Source organism: Pseudoalteromonas arctica (assembly GCF_012927645.1).
GTDB lineage: Bacteria > Pseudomonadota > Gammaproteobacteria > Enterobacterales > Alteromonadaceae > Pseudoalteromonas > Pseudoalteromonas arctica_A.
Map to the genome: position 1 here is coordinate 93390 of NZ_JABBMT010000003.1, position 20533 is coordinate 113922.

18 protein-coding genes are annotated in these 20533 nt (G+C 39.3%); 8 read left to right on the plus strand and 10 right to left on the minus strand.

Annotated elements, in window-relative coordinates; translation table 11 throughout:
- Positions 1-63: 63 nt before the first annotated feature.
- Genes HHO47_RS03165 through HHO47_RS03175 form a run of 3 tightly spaced genes read right to left on the minus strand, consistent with a single transcriptional unit; the run spans position 64 to position 2164 of the window.
- Positions 64-1617 (minus strand): PepSY-associated TM helix domain-containing protein, encoded by a 1554-nt coding sequence (locus HHO47_RS03165; protein ID WP_169018824.1) that lies wholly within the window; start codon positions 1615-1617, stop codon positions 64-66.
- Positions 1614-1904 (minus strand): hypothetical protein, encoded by a 291-nt coding sequence (locus HHO47_RS03170; protein ID WP_169018826.1) that lies wholly within the window; start codon positions 1902-1904, stop codon positions 1614-1616. The genes HHO47_RS03165 and HHO47_RS03170 overlap by 4 nt, the downstream gene beginning before the upstream one ends.
- Positions 1904-2164 (minus strand): hypothetical protein, encoded by a 261-nt coding sequence (locus HHO47_RS03175; RefSeq protein WP_169018828.1) that lies wholly within the window; start codon positions 2162-2164, stop codon positions 1904-1906. Before HHO47_RS03175 ends, HHO47_RS03170 begins: the two co-directional genes overlap by 1 nt.
- Before the next feature lie 123 nt (positions 2165-2287).
- Here HHO47_RS03175 and HHO47_RS03180 point away from each other — a divergent pair, with 123 nt between their 5' ends.
- The gene (locus HHO47_RS03180; RefSeq protein WP_169018830.1) at positions 2288-4342 is read left to right on the plus strand and encodes a TonB-dependent receptor domain-containing protein; all 2055 of its coding nucleotides are present in this window, start codon (positions 2288-2290) and stop codon (positions 4340-4342) included.
- Between the two features lie 47 nt (positions 4343-4389).
- On the opposite strand, the gene HHO47_RS03185 is transcribed toward HHO47_RS03180, so the two are convergent.
- From HHO47_RS03185 to HHO47_RS03205, 5 genes are all read right to left on the minus strand, one after another.
- A complete protein-coding gene (locus HHO47_RS03185; protein WP_169018832.1) occupies positions 4390-6066 on the minus strand; it encodes a methyl-accepting chemotaxis protein in 1677 nt (558 codons plus the stop codon).
- A gap of 249 nt (positions 6067-6315) precedes the next feature.
- Complete coding sequence (locus HHO47_RS03190; RefSeq protein ID WP_169018834.1) at positions 6316-7314, minus strand: Gfo/Idh/MocA family protein; 999 nt, start codon at positions 7312-7314, stop codon at positions 6316-6318.
- Between the two features lie 2 nt (positions 7315-7316).
- Entirely contained in the window at positions 7317-8120 is an 804-nt protein-coding gene (locus tag HHO47_RS03195) for a class I SAM-dependent methyltransferase (RefSeq protein ID WP_169018836.1), read from the minus strand.
- A gap of 8 nt (positions 8121-8128) precedes the next feature.
- Positions 8129-8500, minus strand: coding sequence for a hypothetical protein (locus HHO47_RS03200; protein WP_169018837.1), 372 nt, complete (start codon positions 8498-8500; stop codon positions 8129-8131).
- A 57-nt stretch (positions 8501-8557) separates the two neighbouring features.
- Positions 8558-8977: a DUF3429 domain-containing protein gene (locus HHO47_RS03205; protein ID WP_169018839.1), complete on the minus strand. Its 420-nt coding sequence runs from the start codon at positions 8975-8977 to the stop codon at positions 8558-8560.
- Between the two features lie 246 nt (positions 8978-9223).
- Here HHO47_RS03205 and ahpC point away from each other — a divergent pair, with 246 nt between their 5' ends.
- The 3 genes from ahpC to HHO47_RS03220 all read left to right on the plus strand — a co-directional run bounded on the left by ahpC (position 9224) and on the right by HHO47_RS03220 (position 12049).
- Complete coding sequence (gene ahpC, locus HHO47_RS03210; RefSeq protein ID WP_169018841.1) at positions 9224-9793, plus strand: alkyl hydroperoxide reductase subunit C; 570 nt, start codon at positions 9224-9226, stop codon at positions 9791-9793.
- 131 nt (positions 9794-9924) lie between these two features.
- Positions 9925-11499 carry an alkyl hydroperoxide reductase subunit F gene (gene ahpF, locus HHO47_RS03215; protein ID WP_169018843.1) on the plus strand — a complete coding sequence of 525 codons (1575 nt, stop codon included), beginning with the start codon at positions 9925-9927 and terminating at the stop codon, positions 11497-11499.
- A gap of 145 nt (positions 11500-11644) precedes the next feature.
- The gene (locus HHO47_RS03220; RefSeq protein ID WP_169018845.1) at positions 11645-12049 is read left to right on the plus strand and encodes a GFA family protein; all 405 of its coding nucleotides are present in this window, start codon (positions 11645-11647) and stop codon (positions 12047-12049) included.
- Positions 12050-12344: 295 nt separating this feature from the next.
- On the opposite strand, the gene HHO47_RS03225 is transcribed toward HHO47_RS03220, so the two are convergent.
- Together HHO47_RS03225 and HHO47_RS03230 are read right to left on the minus strand one after the other, a co-directional pair.
- Positions 12345-12797 (minus strand): NfeD family protein, encoded by a 453-nt coding sequence (locus HHO47_RS03225; protein WP_169018847.1) that lies wholly within the window; start codon positions 12795-12797, stop codon positions 12345-12347.
- A gap of 18 nt (positions 12798-12815) precedes the next feature.
- Complete coding sequence (locus HHO47_RS03230) at positions 12816-13769, minus strand: SPFH domain-containing protein (protein ID WP_169018849.1); 954 nt, start codon at positions 13767-13769, stop codon at positions 12816-12818.
- 232 nt (positions 13770-14001) lie between these two features.
- On the opposite strand from HHO47_RS03230, the gene HHO47_RS03235 reads away from it, so the two are divergent.
- The 4 genes from HHO47_RS03235 (at position 14002) to cas8c (ending at position 20533) form a co-directional block, all read left to right on the plus strand.
- Complete coding sequence (locus HHO47_RS03235; protein WP_169018851.1) at positions 14002-15213, plus strand: J domain-containing protein; 1212 nt, start codon at positions 14002-14004, stop codon at positions 15211-15213.
- Between the two features lie 98 nt (positions 15214-15311).
- Positions 15312-17816 (plus strand): CRISPR-associated helicase Cas3', encoded by a 2505-nt coding sequence (gene cas3, locus HHO47_RS03240; RefSeq protein ID WP_169018853.1) that lies wholly within the window; start codon positions 15312-15314, stop codon positions 17814-17816.
- Positions 17817-17855: 39 nt separating this feature from the next.
- Positions 17856-18560, plus strand: coding sequence for a type I-C CRISPR-associated protein Cas5c (cas5c, locus tag HHO47_RS03245; protein ID WP_169018855.1), 705 nt, complete (start codon positions 17856-17858; stop codon positions 18558-18560).
- Entirely contained in the window at positions 18557-20533 is a 1977-nt protein-coding gene (gene cas8c, locus HHO47_RS03250) for a type I-C CRISPR-associated protein Cas8c/Csd1 (protein ID WP_169018857.1), read from the plus strand. The genes cas5c and cas8c overlap by 4 nt, the downstream gene beginning before the upstream one ends.

Here is a 20533-nt window from a genome sequence, read left to right on the forward strand (position 1 = left end):
TAAAAGCTTTCACTTTAATAAGACGTCTATTACGCCTTATTAAAGTGGTATGTAGATAGCTTGTTATGATGTGGTAATTACGCTGTAATATGTTGACCTATCTTTTACTTTTTTAGCACTTAAGTAAAATATTATGGCCAGAACAGCGGCACTGATATCAACCGCAATGCTTGAGTAATATTTAAAATAATCCTCGGTGAGTACAGCGTGTATTAAGGTCGAAAGCCCCATAGATGAACATAACATCACTAATCCGATTAGCCCCCAAAAACTGGCAGGCTGAGTTCCTTTATAAAAGGTATAAGCAACAAAGGCAAAAAAGACCAAATAATAACTATATAAGTAGCTGTAATTGGCATTTTCTATATATAGATTGCTCCATTTAGCAAGCAATAAAGTAGCCGCTACGCCAAGCATTGAACCTAAACAGATACCAATGGTTAAATGTGCCATAAAGCGCGTGCTGCGCTTATTGGGCGCTTTTTTAAAACGTTTATCTAACCACAATAAGTTACCGGAATAAAATAAGAAGGCGCCAAATAACCCCATCACAAAATAACCCCAGCGGCCCCATTCACCACCATAAGTACCAAAATGCAGTGAAAACAAGCTAGCTACAAAATTGCCCCATTGACTGTCTTCGCCTTGTGGATAGCTTGAATTAACGATTTCAAGTGTATAGGGGTTTAAAAATAAATAATCAGTGTCAGGGCCGCGAACGACCGCAGCATTATTACTCATTTTTAATACGGCAGAGGGCATTGCTGAATTTAAACGACTAAAGGAAATATGAATAGGCTCATAGCCTGGTGCATAGTTTTTTGCCGCTAACAGCTGTTTTTCAAGACTTGGTAACTTATCTATATGGTAACTTTGTGCAGCAGGTGTCCCGCGTTGAAACAGAGGTTCATCGCCGTAAAATTGTGTTAAACCACCATAAATTAAATCATGAAAAGCAAATATCACCACCGTAAAAGCAATAATAAAATGAAATGGCAGACTAACAATTCCCACTAAGTTATGGCTATCAAGCCAAAAACGGCTAGCTCCTTTTTCCTTGCGGAGCGCGAAAAATGTTTTTACTAGGGTCGGTAATAAAATAATGACTCCAGATACCAAGGCTAAAAAGTATAATATTGCAGCAAGGCCGAGTATGTATACGCCAGATTGATCATGACCTATTTCACCTGCAAAACCAGCTGTACGATGAAGGTAATCAATTAAATCAGCAAGTTTATGTTCACTTTGTTGTTGTATCACAAGTTCATTTTGTGCATTTAAGTACAATGTTTGTAATTGATTATCAAGCTTCATTCCCCTTGCTGTGCCTTGGCTATACCAAGATAAAGGGGCTTTATCAGTTAAAAGATCGACAGAAAAACCATGACTCATTTGCGCTGAATAGTGTGCGATAGCTTGATCAATTAATGCTTGATAGTTATGGGATTCTGGGGTGAACACGGGTGCACTAACCGGTTTGCTCCAGTCAGCGAGCTCATGCTTAAACATGGTTAAACTACCCGCGTAAAATCCTATAAAGAGTACTAGACCTGCGATGATCCCTGTCCATGTATGAACACCTTGGTAGGTTCGCAAAATATCTGCTCTGACTCTCATAGCCCACCTCTTACTATTATAAATCCACCATATAAAATAAGATTTAAGCCACCGAGTATTAACCACGCTTGTTTTGCTGAATTAAATAAATAGGTGAAGCTAAAAATGGTTAACCATAAAATAGGTATCATCCACATATTGAATTGTACTTTGTCGCGAGCATCGATACCGCCAGGGCCGTACCATGCAAAGAAGGCAATGAGAATATAAGCAAGTGCTAATCCTAAAATACAGCCCGCTAAGCTTTTTCCCAGCCAAGTGGGTTGTCTTTTATGTACTGATGCCATTACTTTGCTCCTTTACGTTTAAGTAAACTGATAAAAGGCATGATCATCAAAGCCAGCATAAGTATTAAAATAATAAAGAAAACCGCAGCGGCATGGCTGAAAGCATAACATGCCAAACCAATAGCGATAATGCACAGAATAAAGGCCAGTTGACGCCAGCCCTTAGCAATTGGTTTGTTAAATAACCTTTGATGACGATTACTGCAGTAAAGCAATGTCGTTGCGAGAAACAGAATAACAATGGCGATAAGTTGTAACATAAGTTAGGTTGGTTGTTAATGATATTGACATTCTAAGTGATAACTAAACTCAATTGCAATAAGTCAATTGATATGCTACTTTTTTCGCGCAATTTAACAACTGTTTGATAAAAGGAAATAACAGTGGCGGCTTCATTTAAACGTAATAAACTTTCATTTCTTATTGCTAGCTCTTTTTTATTTATTCAAGGTCAAGCATTGGCTGATGATGATGAATCCAAGCGAGGCTCCATAGACACCATAGTGGTCACCGGTGAAAAAATAGCAAAATCGCTTAAAGATACCATTACCTCGGTAGCGATTGTTGACAAGTCATTATTAGAAAATGGTCAGTTAGCATCTGTTTCTGAGGCGCTTACAGAAATGGCCAATGTCGTGGTGTTAACGGGCTCAGTTCCTGATATGCGTGGGGTGTCGGGTAATGGAGGGGCAACGGGGTTTAATTCATTCAGCGGTGGCTCAAAGGCACGGGTTTCAACTCTAATAGATGGTGTAAGTCAGCCATTTGTTGCTGATCTAACGGGTGATACCGGCTTATGGGACATGGAACAAATCGCAGTATATAGGGGCCCACAATCCACAAGTAATGGTCGCAACAGTATTGCCGGTGCCGTTTATATGACAACCAAAGCACCGACCCAAGACTTTGAAGGTGCGGTACGTGTTGGCTATAGAAATCAAGATAGTTACCTTGATACCGCAGCCGTTGTTTCTGGTGCATTCGTTGAAGATATACTTGCTTTTAGGTTGTCGACTCAATATGTTGATGGTGAAACGTACAGCAACCCAACTGTCTATGAAACAAATCCGACTGGTCACGATCTCAATAAATTAAACACCTCAAGCACCCGAGCAAAACTACTTTATACGCCATTTGATGATCTATCAATACAACTCAGTTATTCAAATTACAGTGAAAAAGGAAACTCTGGTCGTCAGTATTATGAAGGTGACAAGCCAGCTGATTATATCCCTCTGTTCCAACGTATAATGGATACCGACTCAGACACAACACAAATTGATTTTGAATATAAGATTGATGAGAACTTCTCTGTGGATCTGCTGGTGGCATATATGGATTATCATTGGGCGTTTGATGCTTATGAGCCGCTAGAAACAGCAGAATCTGATGTTACTATGGATGAAAAAAATATTACCATTGATGGTAAATTAAACTTTGGTCTTAGTAGTGATTTTTACTCAGGTTTTATTGGTTTAGCCTACTTTGATCGTGAACAAGATTTTGACAGCGCCGGTGCCACGGATTATTTTGGTGATGATAGCAGTGACTCAATTGCCGTTTATTCTGAAGCTAGTTTTAACCTGACCAATAAATTCACCCTAACAGGTGGGCTGCGTATTGAGCGTGAAACACAAGTTCGTAATTTTAATATGGCTTTTCGTGACGATAATCTAGTTGAGCAGTTGGATAACTCTAATACTATTAAATTACCAACGTTAGCTATTCAGTATAAAGCAACCGATGAAACCACATTATCAGCCAGTGTCCGACGTGGTTATAATTCGGGTGGCGGGGCGCTTGATTTTAATGCGCAAGCATATTATTTCTACGAGCAAGAGACGGTTAATACCTATGAAGTAGGTGCGCGAAGTGTTCTAAATCACGGCGACATTAATATCAGTGCAAATGTATTTTACAATAACTTTGATGGTTATCAGGCATTAAGTTCAGATCGTAGAATTACTAATATCGATGATGCTCATAGTTATGGTTTAGAGCTTGAAGCTTATAGTATGTTAGGTGAGCAATGGCAGTTACATGCTGGTCTAGGATTGTTAAAAACAAAAATTGACGCATCTACAACGTATTCTGACGCGATTGGTAACGAACTTAATTCAGCCCCTTCATTTACGGCCAGTTTAGGTCTGTCTCATTGGTTTACAGACAGTTTTAAGATAAATGTTAGTGCAAATTATGTCGATGAGTATTACGGTGATCTTACTAACACCGAAGAGCGCATTGCAGGAGGTTACACTATGACTCGCGCTACAATTAGCTATGACACAGAGGACTGGTTAATTAGTGCATTTATTAATAATGCCTTTGATGAACAAGCTTATACTTCAGTAGAGCCAGCAAGTGGGCGCTATCCAACTGGTTATGTATCTATTGTTAACCCACAAACCTTAGGTGCATCTGTCACTTATCGCTTTTAATAGAAGAATTCAGGTTGTATTTATATACAACCTGTTCTGTTTAATATTTAAGTTAACTTGAACTTACTTATTTCGCTATTGAGGTTGTTGGCAACTTCAGCTAATTCACTCGAAGAGGTAGAAATTTGATGCGTTTGCGTCTGAGATTCCAAACTGGAGTCTTGGATTTGCGTTAAACGCTCTGCAATATCTTCAGTGACCTGTGCTTGCTCTTCTGAAGCGGATGCTATGGTACGGTTTACATCTGAAATAAGTGCAACCTGCTGGCTTATCTCCTCTAACATTTCACCTACTTTCTCGGAGTTTGTTACCGCCTGTTTAACACTTTTATCACTACTACGTATCCGGTTAGTCACGGCATTGCTTGCTGTTTGCAGGCTCTCTATTTTGTTTTTAATTTCAACTGTTGAGTGCTGTGTTCTACTTGCTAAAGTTCGTACTTCATCCGCCACCACAGCAAATCCTCTACCTTGTTCACCGGCTCGGGCAGCCTCAATAGCTGCATTCAGCGCTAGTAAATTAGTTTGCTCAGCAATGTTACTAATAACATTTAGTATAGCTGTGACCTCAGTTACTGACTTTTCAAGCTCAGTTAAATGAGTAATTGATTCACTTAAAATACGTGCAACTTCTTCTACAGACTGAATACCTTGGCGCACTGCGATAATGCTTTCCTGCGCTTTTTCATCCGCTTCTCTGGCGCTATTTGCAGCATTAACACAGTTGTGTGATACCTCTTTAACCGCTGTTGAGTTTTCATAAACAGAACTTGAAATAACTTCAATAGCTTGACTTTGCTTATCGTTAAGGTTTCTGGCATGTTGGGATATTTGATCGAGTTCAGTAGCCGAAACCTGTGCTTGGTGTGATTGTTTACTTATTTGCGAAAGTAGTTCAGATAACCGAGTAACCATAGAGTTAAAACTTTCTGAAAGCATGGATATTTCATCGTTACCGGTGAATTTAATGCTTCGTGATAAGTCACCGCTAGCAATACGCTGCGCTTCATTGACCAAGTGAGATGTTGTACGTATAACGCGTTTTTCTAGTTGGAGATAGCAGATAATTAAAATAATAATGATCGCTGCAACTAAAAACAGGCTAACGTAGCTAAGACTTTCTATATAACTATTATTATCGTTTACAAGACTTAAGTTTTTTTGATTAACTGAATTTAAAAATTCAACCACCGGTTGTTTTATTTTTTCAGCTTCGTTGATGTAATTAGCATCGGTTAATAAATTAACAGCTTTAAGCCATTGCATTTGTTGTTGGCTGTTTAACTCAGTAGAACTTAGACCAATGAAAGGTTCAACCAATTTAAAGGCTTGCATCTCTGTTTTTATTAAATTAACAGATAACTCGGTAGATTTGGTAAGAAAATCTAAATCCTCACTACCAATATGATACTCTTGTAAACGTTTAACGTAAGAAAGTGAACGACCATCTAGCCATGGTTGCTCTCCATTTCTTTGTGCAACTAGTTGGTTGTATCCCTGCTTATATGAAGGGTCAAGAGTTACCACATGTTGTCGAGCTAAATTAGTAAGTAATGTAGAGCTGGTGTCTGCTAAGCGAGCGAGATGACTTACATCGTAACGTTGTTGAGCGACGACTTCACTTTGTGATAACCCCTGTTTGAGTAATAAAATAATTACTAATAGTCCCGCGGCTATAATTGTCGCAGCAGCGAATACAATTCTAAGCATTGATCTAATAGTCAAAAAAACCTCCACAATATGATTTATATGAAATGGAATTTATAATTGTTTGTTAATTCCACAACACACCAATTAAAAATAACTCTAAAGTTAAATATAGATTACTTTTACTATAGCGAAACATTTTATGAAGAAAATAATTAAAATAATTGTAACAATTAAGATTGAGGTCATCTAGTAGTCAGTTATTGCATATATTACTGAAAATGTAGGTCACACTATTTCGATAAAGAGTTGTTGTGAAGCACAATATCACTTTGTAAGCTTCTGATCGGCTGGATAAATAACGCCAAGTTGCTGTCTTGCTTTATCAAGTACAGCCATCACGTTGATACTTAGTTGATGGCTATTGATAGGTGATTCGAGTTGCCCTGCGTTGGCGATTGAAATGAAATGGGCAACTTCGTGACGCATAAAGTGTTCATCAAATGGCTGTGATAACTCTTCAACACTGCCATCATGAGTAATAAACCGTACCTTTTTTAATAACGAAACGGCTTCGATTCTAATACGGCCCAGTTCCCCTTGGATTTCTGTAAAATTATCACCTTGAGATATTTTTGAATAACTGATCACAGCTTGCTTATCAGTATAATTGAGTAACACATCACCAGCACCATCAACACCCGTATCGAGTAATACACCGCTGGCTTGTATGCTATTAGGGGCTCCCCAAAGGGCAATTAAAATATACAACGGATAAATCCCTAAATCGACCAAGGCACCATTGGCAAACTCAGGTAAAAACGTATTCGGATATTCACCATTTTTGTATTTATCGTAACGAGATGAATATTGACTGTACTGGCCTATAAACTTTCGCGGTATGCCAATCTTTGTAATTGCTTGTTGTAAAACGGCAAAGTTAGGCAAGTGGGTGGTCATCATCGCTTCCATATAGAGGCGATTATTTTGTTTCGCCGCGATTAATATGGCGGCTAACTCTTGACTATTTGCTGCTGCAGGTTTTTCACCTAACACGTGTTTTCCTGCATTTAAGCAGGCGACAGCATAGCTTTTATGCAAACTATTGGGGGCTGCGATATATACAGCGTTTACACTGTCATCGCTGCATACTTGCTCAATAGTCGTAAATACTTTTACATTTTTTATAGCGTGCTTAGCTAAAAATGCATGACCGCTTTGTTCGGCACGCGAACATACGCCATATAATGAAAACTCACTGACAGTTTTAGCCGCTGCTAGTAAAGTATCGCTAATAAAATTGGTGCCGACGATTACAAAATTCATGGTCACTCCTGATTGTTGAATTGTGCAAGCCAAGCTTGCCAGTCGGCCTCAAAACCTAACATTTGTTGATGCTTTTTAGCTAAAAGGTGTTTTTGTTTATCTTCACTGGCTTGAAATGGGCCTACTCGGCACAGTGAGCAGCTATCAGCTGCTAAGTAGCTGGGTGTAGTTAATCGATTATGGAGTTCAGTCGTTTCTTTTGGGCTGAATACATAAGTGGTGCCACTGGTGTCTTTTACGTGTTTGTCACGATCAACATTACGGATTTTATAGCCAGAGAAAGAGCTGATATCAAATGGCATTTGGCCGATATAGCGTGATGCTAAGCCACAATTTAAGCTGCCTTCAATATTCCACTCACGATATGGCTTAACATCTTTTGAAGTGATGTAGCACAACATTGGTCCATTGCTATCGAGAGCAAGCTCGGTCGTGTATTTAATATATTGGTGTAGTAAAGCTCGGTTGAGGGTATTCATACTGGTTGTTTGGGTGTTTTCACGATAAGCGCTTTCCCCGACAAAAGCAGGGATCAGTGGAAATTGAAAAATCACTACATCAAATAGCTCGCCATTTAAGCGCTGCCAGGCTTGCGGATCCGTTACATTAAAATCATCAAGTACCGTAATGTGATGATCTCGCAGTGCATTTAGTGCGTTATCAGCATATTTTAAGGTAATCGTGGCTGCACTATCATAGGTAGAAGCAACTAACTTGGCCGGCTTTATATCAGTAAATAAAGCATGAGAAAACGATAAGTCGCCATCGCCAACGGTAAGGATCCGCCAATTAGGATTTAAATACATTGATTCAATTATTCTAGTGGTGTTTTTTTAGCGTCATGATCAATTAAACGTAAAAACGCTAAGCGAGTTTTTAGTCCTTCAATCGCGATTTGTTTGATAATTAAATTAAACGTGATTAATACTGCAAACGCAATATGAATTGGGCCATGAGTAAAGCCTGCGTCAGCATCAAAGAGCATTAAGCCAAACAGTAAAAAGAGTACCACAAGTGCAATTTCAAGCCATTGGTTTGAATAAAATGATAATCGGCCTTCACGCTTATGATCTTTCTTGATTTGAATAGCACAAAAAAAAGGGATCACTTTAATTTTGAAATGAGCGCTTTTCTCCACATAGTTTTCACCGAGTTGATCAAGTTGTTGGCGCAATTGGTCTATCATCTTAGTTCCTCAAAAAGCAGTGCACGGATGGTACATTAATCCGTTTTAAAGGGCGAGTTAGTTAGGGTATAAACTAATACCTATTACTAATATATGGCAAACAAACGCCACTGAGGTTAATACAAAGCGCATTTTTTGATAATCAGCATGATAGCTTTGCCATTGTGGGCTGGTTTTTTCAAATAGTAATACCAGCCAAAAACTAACAGCTAACCAAACCAAGGTTATGTGTTGTGGTAAAAAAGCTAAAAAGCCAAGTGGTAAAATAGGTAGTATAGCCTTAACAGCATCGCGATAACTTTGTTGCCCAGCGTGCCATAAGTTACCACTTATAAAGGCCAAAATCGCAATACTATAAAAAGTAAAAAACTGCATATTAAAGTTATTACTACCGACTAATAACGGCCAACCTACACATGCTAAAAAGGGCAATAAGCCTAAATAGCCTAACTGGATATGATTGATGAATTTATTCATGGCTTACCCCAAAATTAACTAAATATACGTATTCGCGATATTTTTTCAGTGAGCATTGTAACATTAGCCGCAAAAAAAGCTTTAGCGCTATCTGTCCAGATGACAATGACCACAATGGTCAATAAAATCGATTAAATTAATCTAAATAATCAATTTTATTAAATTTAATTTACGCCTTATTGTATTACTCAAGCCAACGCAGCAGTCTGCGTTGTTTACACTTTAAATAAACAAATGAGGAATACTATGAGCACTTCATTAATTAACACTAAATTACAACCTTTCAATGCAACGGCTTACCACAATGGTGATTTTGTTGAACTATCAGAACAAGATGTTTTAGGTAAATGGTCTATTTTCTTTTTCTACCCAGCTGATTTTACCTTTGTATGTCCTACGGAATTGGGTGATGTTGCGGATCACTACGCGCAATTACAAGAAATGGGTGTAGAAGTTTACTCAGTATCAACTGATACTCACTTTACTCACAAAGCATGGCACGATACATCAGACACTATTGGTAAAATTACTTACCCAATGATCGGTGACCCAACAGGGCGTATTACACGTAACTTTGGCGTAATGATCGAAGAAGAAGGCCTAGCACTGCGTGGTACGTTTGTAATGAACCCTGAGGGTGAAATCAAAATCATTGAAACACATGATTTAGGTATAGGTCGTAGCGCCAAAGAGCTAGTTCGCAAAGTTCAAGCTGCACAATACATTGCGACTCATGATGGTGAAGTATGTCCGGCTTCTTGGCAGCCAGGTGCAGAAACACTTGCTCCTTCTCTGGATTTAGTTGGCAAAATCTAATTTGCCAAGCGTAGCTTAGCTACATTAAGCGCGGCTTAAATCGCGCTTAAAATCACGTTACCCATTACACCATTTTTAAGCACATTAGCACGTGTGATGGGTTTCCTTTTGCTGAACACAAGGGCGGAACCATGTTAGACAACAATATTAAAAATCAATTAAAAAGCCATTTTGAATCGCTTACTCAACCTGTTGAGCTGCTTATCGCCTTGGATGACAGCAAAAAATCAACAGAACTTGAAAACCTGGCTCACGATCTAGCATCGTTAAGCGATAAATTGACTGTATCGAACAACCCTGATATTGACGCTCGCCGTCCTTCTATGGTTGTTCATTCCACTGAAAAAGATACCCATATCACTTTTGCAGGTGTACCAATGGGACATGAATTTACAAGTTTAGTGTTAGCCTTATTACATACAGGCGGCCACGCAAGCAAAGCGAAGACTGAAGACATTGAACAAATACAATCACTGGATCAACCCCTTAATTTCGAAATTTATATTAGCTTGAGTTGCCAAACCTGCCCGCAGGTTGTACAAGCACTGAATACAATGGCAGCCACCAATAGCCAAATTAAAGCCACGATGATTGATGGGGCATTATTTCAAGATGAAGTAGAGCAGCGAAATATCTTAGCTGTTCCTGCGGTGTACTTAAATGGCGAACCATTTAGCCAAGGTGCGGTTAACTTGACTGATATTTTAAATAAAGTCGATGCTAAAGGGGCTGTTCGCCAAGCTGCAGCTCTTAATGAAAAAGATGAGTTTGATGTACTGGTTGTGGGCGGTGGGCCTGCAGGTGCATCGGCGGCTATTTATTCAGCGCGCAAAGGTTTAAACACCGGTATCGTTGCTGATAGATTTGGTGGGCAAGTGGCTGATACTTTAGCGATTGAAAACTTTATCTCAACTAAAGCCACGCAAGGGCCAAAATTGGTGGCGCAGCTTGAAGAACATGTTAAAGAATACGACGTAGATGTGATGCATAACCAACGAGCCAGCGGACTTCAGCGTGCTAATAATGGTTATGAGATCACTCTCGAAAATGGTGCAATGCTTAAAGCGAAGTCATTAGTACTTGCCACAGGCGCACGCTGGCGTGAAATGAACGTACCGGGTGAGCAACAGTATCGCGGGCATGGTGTGGCTTATTGCCCGCATTGTGACGGCCCATTATTCAAAGGTAAACCGGTTGCTGTTATCGGTGGTGGTAACTCGGGCATTGAGGCGGCAATTGACTTAGCAAACATTGTTGAGCATGTAACAGTACTTGAATTTGCGGATACTTTACGTGCTGACGAAGTACTTATTCGTAAAGCGAAAAGTTTAAGCAACATCACTATTATTAAAAATGCACAGACAACAGCAGTGTTAGGTGATGGGAAAAAAGTGACTGGTTTGAACTACACTGACCGTGTGTCAGGTGAGAGTCAAAGCCTTACCCTTGCAGGTATTTTCGTTCAAATAGGTTTAATACCCAATACCGAATGGTTAAAAGGTGGCGAGCTTGAACTCAGTCAATTTGGTGAAATTTTAGTGGACGCTAAAGGGGCCACCTCGTTACCGGGGGTTTATGGTGCAGGTGATGCGACAAATACTCCATTTAAACAAATCATCATCGCTATGGGTAGTGGCGCTACAGCAAGTTTAGGGGCTTTTGATTATTTAATTCGTCACAGTGAACAAACCACCGAAGCTGCATAATTATGTTTTAGCTAAAAATCTCTTGATTTAACAGTTGATACACCCGTGACTGTTATTCTCCAAAGTCGCCTCTCCAAAGGCGGCTTTTTTTAGTTGTAGAAATACGAAGATATGTTATGTTCTAAAAAAATAATTGGAGCAGTGTATGTACCAAGGAAGTTGTTTGTGTAAAAAAGTCACAGTGCAAATTGATGGCCCGATCCAGGGCATTATTCATTGCCACTGCTCATTGTGTCGTAAAGCCAGTGGTACTGCATTTGCGACCAATGGATTTATCTCTCGTGTTGACTTTAAAGTAACCAAAGGCAATGAGTGGTTAAGCAGATTTGAATTTAAACCAGCGCGTATCCGCTATTTTTGTAGTGCATGCGGCAGCCCAATTTACAGTGAAAACCTTGAGGATATAAGCAGACTAAGGTTGCGTCTGGGTATACTCGACAGTGATATTACAGAGCGGCCAATTAGTCATAACTTTGTCAGCTCAAAAGCGAATTGGGAGCAAATAAATGCCGATATCCCGCACTATGATGGTTTTGAACCGACCCGCTAAGGGCATTGGCTGATAGTGTTTTTATCCTAGCGTAGTTATGTCCCATTACTTTTTAATTGGTACTGAGCTGCGGTTATAAATTGTTCAAAACTTTCACACCACAATCACAGTGTTAAAGCGTGCAATATTTATCTCTTGCAGCACTGTCACTAAAAGTGATACAATTTTATCATTGAGTTGTGACTTAAAAGTTTATGGCCCTAGATCATAATAATTTTTGGAAGAAACATTACAAAAAGCTTTTGAATTAGGTGTTGTACTTGTAAAGGTTAAAGGTGTAGCTTTGGGGGCTGTGTTAAACTACTGCAACCCACATAACACCGACTTCTTTTTTTACCACTTTTACATGAGTGCCTGCGCTCAGAGGTTGCTGGCTTTTTAGTTTCCAGCTCACCCCAGAATATGAATAAGTACTAATACCTAACTCATTAACATCGCTAGTGAGCACAAAATCAAGCTCTGCAAAGTCACTTTTCACTTCTTTATTATCAACATTATCCTGCATGCGTTTTAGCGGTTTCCACAGTAAAACAGCGCATGCGGCGGTGATCAAGGTATTACTCCAAAGTGCGGTAGTTAATGAGTCTTCTAACAGAGTGAAGTTCATCATTAATCCAGTTGCAAATAATGATATACCCAAAAACAACAATATAAAGGTCGACATTCCTAGCACGGCCACTTCAATTATCAGTGCTAGTACACCTAAAATCATCAGTGTTTGGGGTAAGTTGTTGGTAATGAACTCCATAGTTTGCTCCTTTATAGCTTAACCTTTTTGTTTGGAATTTAAGGTATTAATAATCGACATTGCTTGTGCCACCATTGAGCTGGCATTAGTGCCGTTATCGGGTAGTAAAACAACAGAGGACTCTTTAGCGATAGCTTGCTTAGCTGCAATGGCTTTTGAGGCTAAATCTAACTGAATGGCTTTTTGACCTTGTTCTGTATCCGCCGCTTCACCAACTTTACGCAGTGCATCAGCTTGTGCTTCAGCGACTGCGATTATCGCCTTTGCTTCACCTTCAGCACGCAGGATTTGTTCGGCTTTTTCAGCTTCTGCTGCTAATACCTGCGCTTGTTTTTTACCTTCAGCGACATTGATATTAGCTTGACGATCACCTTCTGATTCTAAAATTTGTGCACGTTTAACACGTTCAGCTTTCATTTGTGCTTCCATCGCTTCCATTACTGATTGCGGTGGCACAATATCTTTAATTTCATAACGTAATACTTGAATACCCCAAGGATCTGCGGCTTGGTTAATTGCCGCGACAATATTAGTATTTAGTACATCACGTTCTTCAAAGGTTTTATCCAGCTCCATTTTACCAAGCTCTGAACGCATCGTTGTTTGCGATAACTGCGTAACGGCAAACACATAATCATCAACGCCATAAGTGGCTTTGTATGGATCCATAACACGGAAATACAATACACCATCAACAATCAATGAAATATTATCTTTAGTAATAGCAGATTGCGACGGCACATCTTGCGCTTGCTCTTTTAAGCTACGATCCGCGGCGATACGATCAACAAATGGCACGATAAAGTTTAATCCGGCTTCTTTGGTTGATTGGTACTTACCAAAACGTTCAATTAACCAAGCACGGTTTTGTGGTACAAATTTAACACTACTTTTTAGCAGCACTAAAACAAAAATGAGTAAAAACGCCTCAACAGTAAATAACATGTTGAGAACTTGCGCGATCGGATCCATAAATACTCTCCTTAAATTATTGCCAAATTGGCGAGTCACCCAGTTACTTCTGTATTTATAAGCGTGACTAACTTTAGATTATCATTGAGAGAAGCGCTCTCCAAGTGAAAAATCGTGACAAAGTGTATCGGTAAATACTTGCGAATGATTCTGAAAATTCATTTTTAAATATTTATCGCTGTCGTGTTATTCTAAGGGAAAATATTTTTTATAGATGGATAGATGGGCTGTTATGCAACCAAAGACAACTTTTTTACAAAATGTAAAACAACCAACCACAGCAAAGCCAAGCTCTGAGTTAGAGCGATTATGGCAGCGAATAGATAAGCATACTAAGCGTAACGCAAATTTTGATATTAAAAAAAGTACTTTATTCAATCAGTTTCAAGAACAAGTTGAACCGCACGAACACCACCAAGCGAGTATGATAGCAGAGCAAATTATCCATTTGAGCAAATTTATACCTCGTAAGAGTTTAACCGCAGAGCAGCGCAATGAGCTTGTAGATTGGATAAATGAAGATTTATCATATTTAGCTGGACACCCATTCATTGGTGAAGTAGAGGTTGAAAAAGTAACACAAATTTTTCAATCTCACTTAAATAAACATAATCATGATACGGTTAATGCAATTGATTCATCACAGCTGAACCTGCTACGAACTATGCTCCAGCAAGACTTTCCGGGTTTAGAGTTGACTGATGAAGACTTGAGAGAAGTAGCCGTTGATCCCCAAAAACTTTATAAACACCTTGATGAACAAGGGTTTGGCGAAGATGGAAATGAACAAAGTGATAACGGCGCATGTGATGCAAACGAAGAGCATGCAGACCAAGATGAAAATTGGGATGATTTTTTTGACCAATTTGACCAATTCGACCGAGACGAAATTAAACAACAAAAAACAGATGCCAAACTGGAGAAACTATTTAAAAGCTCGCAGCTTAATAAAATGTATAAGCGTTTAGCCTCAAAACTCCACCCCGACAAAGAACCCGATCCAACTAAAAAAGCTGAAAAGCACGAACTTATGCAGCTACTAGGTCATGCTCGTAAAGCAAAAGATGGTTTTACACTATTACAGCTTTATATAACTCATTTTGATGATGATGTAGACTTTGACGAAGAAACTCGAGCGAATTTAGTTCCTCTTTTACAAAATAAGATAGTCGAACTGAATAAACAGCACCGTCAGCAAAAAGAAGGCAATGATCCTCACTCACTCGTATGGCGTAAATTTAATGGCCGCAGTAAAGCACAAACCAAAGCAAATTTTGCAAATCATATAGCAGCTTTAAATAATGAATGTGATGAAATTGCAGAGCGCTTAGGCTATTGCACAACAATAAAATTACTCAAAGAAGAACTAAACGATCGAATTTTAGATAAACGCCATATGCCCATATCTATTGAAAATGCACTAGAGAGTATGTTTAACCTTTGATTTAAAACAAGCTTATAAAGCAGAAAAGGAATTCTGCTTGTAATCAAAAATTTTTCTGATAAGTTGGTCTAACAACAATAAAATAGTGCAGGGAACGCATGGATCATTTTAGCCCCAGCAATTTAAAAACGAAAGCAACACAAAGCGTTGCTATTGCTCACCCAAGTTCTACAGATCTGCATCATCAATCGGTAAAGTCGCATTTATGTTCTGTTAGTAATATAGCTTTGGAGATTGCTAAAAAGTTTAATTGCGAAGATGCTGCTGCATTAATTGGTCTATTACATGATTTTGGCAAATACAGTGGTGCATTTCAGCGCTATATGCAGATCATCATTAATGAACTGTTAGGCCATTATGACCCTGATTTAGATGGTGCAAGCGCAAAACAATTAAAAGGTTCTATTGACCATTCAACGGCGGGAGCACAGTGGATCACTAAGGAGTTACAAGGGCATTTACTATCGGTTTGTAAAGATGATCCTAGTATACAAATATATGCATTGACTATTTTACAAATACTTAGTTTATGCGTAGTGTCGCATCATAGTGGTTTAATAAATAATCTGCCTGAGCCGACAGGCGGCTTTGCAAAACGAATGTTGAAAAGTGAAGAAGAAGCGCATTTTAATGAGTGTGTAAAAAATGCGGATGTTACCGTCATTGAAAAAGCGCAGCAACTAGCGACAAAGTCCTTTTTACTTAAAACCAGTATCCAGTTAAAAGTACTACTCGGCGAATATAGCTTAAGCGTCGTAGAGCATGACTTTTATCTAGGCATGTACACTAAATTATTGTTTAGTAGTTTGATAGATGCTGACAGAATCGACAGTGCTGATTTCGAAAACCCTGATAATAAACCTGAGCGTAATCAAGTGGCTGATTGGAAGAAGGCTTGCAAAAAAATTGAGCGTTTTGTAGCGCAGTTTTCAGCTGATGGACCGATTGATGCTATACGTGCAGACATATCTAATAACTGTCTCACTCGTGCACAGGATCCACAGGGTATATTTAGTCTAACAGTGCCCACTGGAGGTGGTAAAACATATGCCAGCCTTCGCTTTGCATTACACCATGCCAAAAAATATAATCTTGATCGCATTATTTACATTATTCCTTTTACCTCCATCATCGAACAAAATGCCGATGCAATACGCAAGGTGCTTGATGACGAAAATAAGCAAAGTTGGGTATTAGAGCATCACTCAAACTTAGAGCCCGAAGTACAAACTTGGCGCTCTAAGTTAGCTGCTGAAAACTGGGATCGGCCAATTGTGCTGACTACCATGGTGCAGTTTTTAGAAAGTACATTCGGCAGTGGTACACGAGGAGCAAGAAGATTCCACCAAATGAGTAATGCAGTCTTGGTATTTGATGAAATACAAACGTTACCTATTCGCTGTGTGCATTTATTTAATAATACAATAAATTATTTGACACGATTTTGTAAAACAACCGCGGTGATGTGCACTGCTACTCAGCCTTTACTTCACCAGCTTCCTAATGAAAAAGCAATGTTGGGGCAATTAGCATTAACGCCTGCTAACGAATTAACACCTGATATCACTACCCTTTATAACGTACTTGAACGTGTACAAGTAACAAACTTAACCCGTGATAGCGGCTGGAGTGAAAGTGATTTAACACAATTGATTGCTGAACAACTACAAATTGTGTCAAGTTGCCTTATTATTGTTAATACTAAAGACTGGGCAAAACGCCTTTTTATGGCATTAAAAGTACAGGTTGATGAGCAAGTCAAAGTGTACCACTTGAGTACGGGCATGTGTGCTGCGCACCGAAAAGCACTTTTAAGTGGTGTGAAAGCAAGGCTGGCAAATGGCTTGCCAACGTTGTGTATTAGTACCCAATTAATTGAAGCCGGTGTTGATGTTGATTTTTCTTGTGTGGTGCGCTTTATGGCAGGGCTTGATTCAATCGCTCAAGCAGCAGGGCGTTGTAATCGTCATGGTTTTCGTGATAGCGCCAAAGTGATAGTGGTAAACCCTGAACAAGAAAATATCGGCATGCTACACGACATAAAAACCGGGATTGACGCAACGAAGCGTATTCTTGATGAGTTTGATGATACCCAGTTACTTTCTCCCCAAGCAATGACTCGTTACTTTGAATATTACTTTTATGAACGTGCAGGTGAAATGCCATACAACATCACAAAATCAGGGTTTACCAAAGGCACACTAACCTTGTTAGACCTTTTAAGCCGCAATAAAAATAATATTAGTAATTCACCATTGCCATTAAAACATGCGTTTATGGATGCCGCAAAAGCATTCAAAGCAATTGATGCACCAAGTAATTCAGTTATCGTACCTTATAACGAAGAAGCTAAAAGTATCATTACAGAGTTATGCGCGCTCGATACCCGCTTTAATGCCGTTGAATACCGAGCACTATTGAAACGCAGTCAAAAATACAGCGTCAATTTATTTCCTAATGTATGGGCTAAGCTGGTGGATATGCAGGCTGTTTATCCGATTGGTGAAAACGAACAAGTATATTATTTGTTAGATGATTTTTACAGCGGTGACTTCGGTTTAAGTACAGAAGTGAGTAACACACAACAGGATCTAATTTTATAAAGGACAGGCAGAATTGCTTGTGACAACAAGGAGAACTGAGTGAAAAATAGCATTAGTTTTCGATTATGGGGAAGGTATGCACTATTTACCGATCCAATTACTAAAGTGGGTGGTGAGAAGTGCTCATACCATATACCCACTTACGAGGCTATAAAAGGTGTACTTAAATCCATTTATTGGAAACCCACCTTAATATGGCATGTTGATAAAGTAAGGGTAATAAAACCGTTACGAACACACACAAAGGGCACCAAACCATTAAATTGGGGGGGTGGGAATACGCTTGCATTCTATACCTTTTTACATGAGGTGGAATATCAAGTAGAAGCACACTTTGAGTGGAACGAACATCGCCCTGAACTTGCAGCTGATAGAGTTGACGGTAAGCATTTTTCAATAGCTAAACGCATGCTCGATAAAGGCGGTCGCCAAGATGTGTTTTTAGGTACTCGAGATTGCCAAGGTTATGTTGAACCTTGTGTATTTGGTGAAGGAGAAGGCGCATATGATCAAATTGACGAGCTTGGTTTTGGCTTAATGTTCCATAGTTTTGGTTACCCCGATGAAACGGGTAAAAATGAGTTAATTAGTCGGTTTTGGCATGCACACATGAAATATGGCGTAATTGAATACCCTAAAACGCAGGCGTGCCCGATAACGCGGTTTGTCAAAGATATGCACGCCAAGCAGTTCGACTTAGATCAGAACTTGCAACCAGTCATGCAGCTGGAGGCACAATTATGAGTTGGCTTACAAAGCTCTATGAAACCTATGAACAGGCAAAAATACGCTACGATGATTTACCTATTGATCAGCAAGTGATGCCAATCAGTCATACTCCGCAGACAGCTCATGTGCATGTGGTCATTAATGAAAATGGTGATTTCTTAAGAGCCGAAGTTTTAGAAAAGCAAGTACTGATATTACCTGCCACAGAGCAATCAGCAGGTAGAGCTAGTGGTTTGGCTCCGCATGCTTTAGCCGACAAAATACAATATGTTGCTGGAGATTACGCTGCATTTGGAGGCATAAAAAAGCCTGGTTATGATCTGTATTTAACCCAGTTACGTAATTGGGTTGCATCCGATTTTAAGCATAGTGCCGTGCAAGCAATACTTAGCTATGTTGAAAAAGGCCAGTTAGTTAAAGATTTGATTGCTGCAAAAATTATGTTTGCACATGATAATCAACTTTTAACACAGTGGCAGGATGATGGGGAAGCACCTGCATTATTTAAAGTGCTACCAAAAGAAAAAGGTCAACTCGATCAAGGCTCAGCGCTTGTTTGTTGGAGTGTTGAAACCAAAGGCATCGCACAAAGCAAAACATGGCTTGATGAAACAATTCAACAATCCTGGATTGACTATGAGAGTCAAAATGGTGGTGAAAAAGCATTGTGTTTTGTTACTGGTAATGAACAAGTCGTTGCGACTAATCACCCTGCGAAAATTCGCCACAGTGGTGATAAAGCAAAGCTAATTTCAGCGAATGATACCAGCGGCTTTACGTTTAGAGGAAAATTTTTAACCGTTAATGATGCTGCTAATGTCAGTTTTGAAGTGACCCAAAAAGCACATAATGCATTGCGTTGGCTGTTAGCCAAGCAAGGGTATAGAACAGGCGAACAGGTCTACCTTGCATGGGCTGTATCAGGAAAAGAAACGCCTATTCCTACTGAATTAGATCTTATGAGTTTATTTGCTAATTCAGAGGAAGTTGATCACCAAAAAAACCTAGGAGAGAGTTACGCCGAGCAGTTAAACCGCTATTTCTCAGGTATGGTTGGCCATAATGATTTAGAAGCCAATGAAAAATTAGAAGCCAATGAACAAATTGCATTGCTAGGTTTAGATTCAGCAACCCCAGGGCGAATGGGGATTATTTATTACCGAGAAACCATTGCTCAAGAATTTATTGATCAACTCCATAAATGGCAATTGGATCTAGGCTGGTGGCAGCGAGTGAAAAAGAATGAAAAAGCCACGTGGTTGCCGTGTGCACCGAGTTTATACAAAGTACTCGATGGCGTATATGGCGATGTTTTAAAGTCATCTGAGACATTAAAAAAGAACCTTGTCGCACGGCTTTACCCCTGTATTGTTGAAGGGCAACCCATTCCTATCGACATTGTAAATAATGCTTTTCAGCGGGCAACCAATCGCGTTGCTTATAAATCAGATCAAACTTGGCTGTGGTTACAAAACCTTGGTATTGCGTGCGCGCTGTACAAAGGGTATTGCAAGCGCACAGCAAACCTAACACATAAAAAGGACTATAACATGGCATTACAAGAGACTTATGCCTCGCGTGATTATTTATTTGGCAGATTGTTAGCAACAGCAAATAAAATTGAACAAGTGGCACTTTCTATTGGCGAAGGTAATAGGCTTACCACAGCAGAGCGTTATATGAACCGCTTTGTAAGTAAACCAGCTGCTACATGGTTAACCATTTCAACTGCTTTACAGCCATATCAGCAACGACTTCACAGTCGTCTCTCGGGGTATGATAGTGCGACTAAAAAATTAGTTACGAGCATTACCGATATGTTTGAAATAGATGAATTTACATCAGATAAAAAGCTATCACCGGAATTTTTACTTGGTTTTCACAGCCAAATGTTGTGGTTAGAACAGCATAAAGTAGTTGAAGGTCAGTGGGTAAATAAAACTGACTCTGCATTAATAGTAGAAGAACAACCAACACAAGTATTATAA